The 2,238-nt window shown below is 58.9% G+C and carries 3 protein-coding genes; 2 read left to right on the top strand and 1 reads right to left on the bottom strand.

What is annotated here, in order from left to right; all coding sequences use genetic code 11:
* Positions 1 to 543, bottom strand: a 543-nt coding sequence (locus HP499_RS23595; RefSeq protein WP_172326472.1) for an Lrp/AsnC family transcriptional regulator, incomplete at its 3' end; no start/stop codon positions are given.
* 230 nt (positions 544 to 773) lie between these two features.
* On the opposite strand from HP499_RS23595, the gene HP499_RS23590 reads away from it, so the two are divergent.
* Positions 774 to 1,493 carry an RNA polymerase sigma factor gene (locus HP499_RS23590; RefSeq protein ID WP_172326471.1) on the top strand — a complete coding sequence of 240 codons (720 nt, stop codon included), beginning with the start codon at positions 774 to 776 and terminating at the stop codon, positions 1,491 to 1,493.
* A 75-nt stretch (positions 1,494 to 1,568) separates the two neighbouring features.
* Positions 1,569 to 1,973, top strand: coding sequence for a tautomerase family protein (locus HP499_RS23585; RefSeq protein ID WP_172326470.1), 405 nt, complete (start codon positions 1,569 to 1,571; stop codon positions 1,971 to 1,973).
* Positions 1,974 to 2,238 lie beyond the last annotated feature (265 nt).

Below are 2,238 nucleotides of genomic sequence, written 5' to 3'. Positions count from 1 at the left end.
GCCCTTCTCATGCTCAGCAGTTATTCTCCGGCTCGTCGATGTTGGCTCGGGCAGGTTACGTTCCAACAGCCGTGATTCCGCGCTGTGGAGTGACCGAAGCCGCCACTGCTTTGCGTCCGACAGAAGCTTGATGGCCCTGTGCGTGCGGGTACTGCGGATGCCCTCAACGGTGCAAAGCCGTTCCAGCAGGAAGTAGCTCAACTCGGCCTCTGAAGAGCACAGCAAGGTAAGGAGCAGGTCCCTTCCCCCGGCGGTTTGGTGGATGGTCATAACTTGTGGGTCGCTGGCGAGTTCTTCGGTGGCCCGAAGGATACTGGCCGGCGCGCAGTCGATCTCGACTATGGCGCCGGAGTATTTGGTCCCGTTTCCAGGGTAGGACGTGACCCACGCCAGTCCAGCTTCCTTCAGTGCAGCCCACCGTCGCGAAAGTGTGACCGCATCGGCGCCGACGATAGGAGCCAGCGCCGCCCAAGGGGCACGCGGACGGATCTGCAGTGCGTGCAACAAGCGAAGATCGCGCTCGTCAAGTTCATAATCCTGCATTGACTCCCTAATTCTTGCTAGAAACGTGCATTCTGTCCGTATTCAATCACTGCCTGCCTAATTTGGGTGCGCTCAACACCCCATTCCGAAAGGCAGAAATGTCGCAACAATCCGCAACGCCGGCAGTTCAACCCCCTGCTTCGGGGGTTGGGGCACCCGCCGGGCGGACCGGGCGGGCAAGCCGGGCGACAGCGAAACCACGCCACCATGGAGACCCGGACGATTTTCGGTTGGTTGACCTGGTTCGTCAGGGGGACCTTGCGGCTTTCAGTGAGCTGTACAGAAGTCACCTTGCGGTGGCCGGCTACGTAGCGCGAGCAGAAACCGACAACTCCAGTGACGCCGAGGACGTGGTGGCGGAGGCCTTTGCCTCGGTCTTGGAAGCATTGCTGGCCGGCAAGGGCCCAAGGGAGTCTTTCCAGGCATATCTGACTACTACGGTCAGGCGTATGGCCCATCGCCGAAATATCCGCAGCAGGCGCACTGCCACCTTGGGTTACGGCAGTGTGATGGATGTCCTGGTACTGGACGAAAACTCCACCATCAAGGCTTTTGAGGCAACAATTCTGATGCGTGCCTTCCGTTCACTCCCGGTGCGGTGGCAGGCCGTGCTGTGGTGTATCGAAGTTGAGGGACTTAAGCCGGCAGCCACGGGACGTGTCATGGAGTTGAGCCCCAACGGGGTTTCGTCCCTGCTCATCAGGGCCAGGGAGGGCCTGCGTCAGGCATATCTCCAGGAGCATGTCTCGCAGGCGCCGAATGACCCCTGCATCGATTTCTCCCGCCACTTCGGGAAGTACGTGCGGAATGCGGTGCGCAAGGCAGCAAGGCTGCGCGTTGCCCACCATCTCACTGAATGCCCCCGTTGCGCTGATGTACTGGCCTACCTCAAAGAGATTGATGAAGCCATGAGTGAGCGGCCCACGGGCGATGCCACCACGGTGACCTGACTCGGAGTTCCGCCACCTGGTTGCCCCCGACTCAAAGTTTGTTAGTATGTAAGGACAAACTATTTAGGGGTGAAAATGCCACTGGTTCGAATTGACGTCAATGCTGGCAAAAGTTCGGAAGAACTCGATGCGATCAGCCGCAGCATCCACCGCGCCATCCTTGAGGAGTACCGCATCCCGGAGCGCGACTACTTCCATATTGTCAACGAGCACGCTCCTGGCCGGATCTACGCCCTGGATGCGGGGCTGGGTTTTGAGCGCTCATCCAACGTGGTCATGATCCAGATATTCACCCAAAAGGGGCGCAGTGGCGACGCCAAAAAGTCCCTCTTCGCTGCCATTGCCGCCCGACTGGGCGAGGTTGGTGTTGCCGGTGAGGATATCTTCCTTGGCTATGTCGAAAATACTGCCAGTGATTGGTCCTTTGGCTTTGGTCGCGCGCAGTACGTCACTGGCGAGCTGGCGGTTCCTGGAAGTTAGCCGCTTCCGACGATTCGGGAGTGCCGCTGTGCCGGCCTGAGGAGTGCGCTGCGCGGCTTGCAGCCGACTTAGGTCTCGTTGTAAATATGTCATTACAAACCTTTGACAGGACATAAATTCTGGTGCACAGTAGTGATGTGGCCCCGCTCACTCAGGGGTGGCAGGCATTGGGGCCCAGCGCTCAAAGGTTCAGAGTTCACAAGAGAAAGGTCAACGATCATCGTGACCCACGAACTGCTTACGATCGGGCGCATCAGCGTTGATA

Origin of the sequence: Paenarthrobacter sp. CM16 (genome assembly GCF_013179505.1) — a bacterium.
Classification (GTDB): Bacteria; Actinomycetota; Actinomycetes; order Actinomycetales; family Micrococcaceae; genus Arthrobacter.
The sequence above is the reverse complement of the archived record's forward strand: the minus strand, read 5'-3'. Positions and strand labels throughout refer to the sequence as shown.